General features: G+C 68.9%; 1 protein-coding gene and 1 pseudogene. Both read left to right on the forward strand.

The annotated features are described in order from the left end of the window. Window positions 1–495: pseudogene (locus ACXJKH_RS19015) on the forward strand (putative DNA modification/repair radical SAM protein); the annotation flags it as partial. Window position 496: 1 nt separating this feature from the next. Continuing rightward, window positions 497–1948 carry a UdgX family uracil-DNA binding protein gene (locus ACXJKH_RS19020; protein WP_457321713.1) on the forward strand — a complete coding sequence of 484 codons (1452 nt, stop codon included), beginning with the start codon at window positions 497–499 and terminating at the stop codon, window positions 1946–1948. The last annotated feature ends 257 nt before the right edge of the window (window positions 1949–2205 follow it).

The following is a 2205-nucleotide window of genomic DNA, read 5'->3' on the forward strand; positions in this document are numbered from 1 at the left end:
GTCTACTACTCGGCCTTCAGCCCCATCCCCGATGCGAGCCGGATCCTGCCGCTGCAGGCCCCGCCACTGGCGCGCGAGCATCGGCTGTACCAGGCCGACTGGCTGCTGCGCTTCTACGGCTATGGCGTGGAGGAGATCACCGATACCACCCAGGGCGGCATGCTCGACCTGGATATCGATCCGAAGATGGCCTGGGCGATCCGTCACCCGGAACGCTTCCCGGTCGACCTCAACATCGCGCCGAAGGAGCTGCTGCTGCGCGTACCCGGGCTGGGCGTGCGCAACGTCAAGCGCGTGTTGATGGCGCGTCGACACGTGCGCTTGCGCGTGGCCGACGTGGCGCGGCTGCGCGCACCGATGAGCAAGCTGCTGCCGTTCGTGCAGCTGGCTGACCACCATCCGCGCAAACAGCTGGACGACCCCGCCACGCTGCGTGCACGGCTGGCGCCGCCACCGCGCCAGGCCTCGCTGTTCCCTGACCTTGCCACGCACTGAGATGGCACGCTGGAGCGTACGCATCGACCCGGCGTGGTCGTTGGAGGCGTGGCGAGACGCCGCGCGCCTGGCCCTGCACCGTGGCATCGCGCCGGCCGAGCTGGACTGGCTGCAGGGGCAGGAGTCCTCGTTGCTGGACGCGCCCGCGTTGCCGCCGATGCGCGATGCCGACACCGCCGCAGCCGACACGCCCACCTACGTATCCAGGGCCTTCGTCGAGCTTGCCGCCACCTGCCTGTGCCACCGCGATCCACAGCGCATGGCATTGTTGTATCGGATGCTGTGGCGCATCGCGTCGGGCGAACGTGGGCTGCTGTCCATTCCCACCGACCCGGACGTGCAACGCGCGATGGCACTGGCCCAGGCGGTGCGCCGCGACACCCACAAGATGAAGGCGTTCGTGCGCTTCCGCGAAGTGCCCGGCGAGCAGGACGCCTTCATCGCGTGGTTCGAGCCGGACCACCACATCGTGGACCGCGTTGCACCGTTCTTCGCGCGTCGCTTCACCGGCATGCGCTGGGCGATCCTGACCCCGGCGCGCAGCGTCAGCTGGGATGGGCAGGCGCTGTCATTCGGCCCGGGCGGCAGGCAGGACGACGCGCCTGCCGAAGATGCGCGGGAAGAACTCTGGCGCACGTACTACGCCAACATCTTCAATCCGGCGCGGCTCAACACGCGGATGATGCAGCAGGAGATGCCGGTCAGATACTGGAAGCATCTTCCCGAGGCAAGCCTGCTGCCAACGCTGGTGCGTGATGCCGGCGACCGTGTGCAGGACATGCACGACCGTGGCGCGCAGGCGCCGCAGCGCCGCATCCCCGAACGCAGCATTGCGCTGCGTGCGCCGGCCACCGCCAATGGCGACGACCTGGATGCGCTGCGCACGGCGGCGGCGGGCTGCCGCCGCTGCCCGCTCTGGGAGCCGGCCACCCAGACCGTGTTCGGCGAGGGCCCGCGCGATGCGCAGGTGATGCTCGTAGGCGAACAGCCCGGCGACGCGGAGGACCTCAGCGGCCATCCGTTCGTCGGCCCGGCCGGCCAGCTGCTGGACCGCGCGTTGCGCGAGCTGGGCATCGATCGCAGCACGCTGTACCTGACCAATGCGGTCAAGCACTTCCGCTTCGAGCGGCGCGGCAAGCGGCGCATCCACAGCAAGCCACAGGTAACCCATATCAACGCCYGCCGCCCGTGGCTGCTGAATGAGATCGAGCAGGTACGCCCGGCGGTGATCGTCTGCCTGGGCGCCAGCGCCGCCTCGGCGGTGTTCGGGGCAGGGTTCAACCTGATGGAGAACCGTGGGCGCTGGCACGCACTGGACGACGGCACCCGGGCGTTCGCCACGGTGCATCCGGCATGGGTGCTGCGGCAGCCCGAAGGCGACGCGCGTGCGGCGGCATACCAGCTGTTTGTCGATGATCTTCGCCAGCTGACCGGTCCGCAGCGCGCGCGTTGATGGCCGACATGCAACGTGCCGGCCTGGTCGGGAAAATCTACCGGTTCAGCGCTGAAACGCCAGATAGCCCACAAGGGCGACGCAGTCCCCCGCATGCGGATCTGGGCCGAGCACCGCCAGGTTGAACAGGATCGACGCGGCAATGACCCTACCGGTGCCGACCTATTGTCGGTGCCGGCAGCGCCACGCCACGAGGTCGATCTGGTCGGTCAATGCGCCGCCATGTAGATGTCCTGCAGCACCGCCTTTTCCAGTTC

The sequence above is a fragment of the Stenotrophomonas sp. P5_B8 genome, from assembly GCF_054049855.1.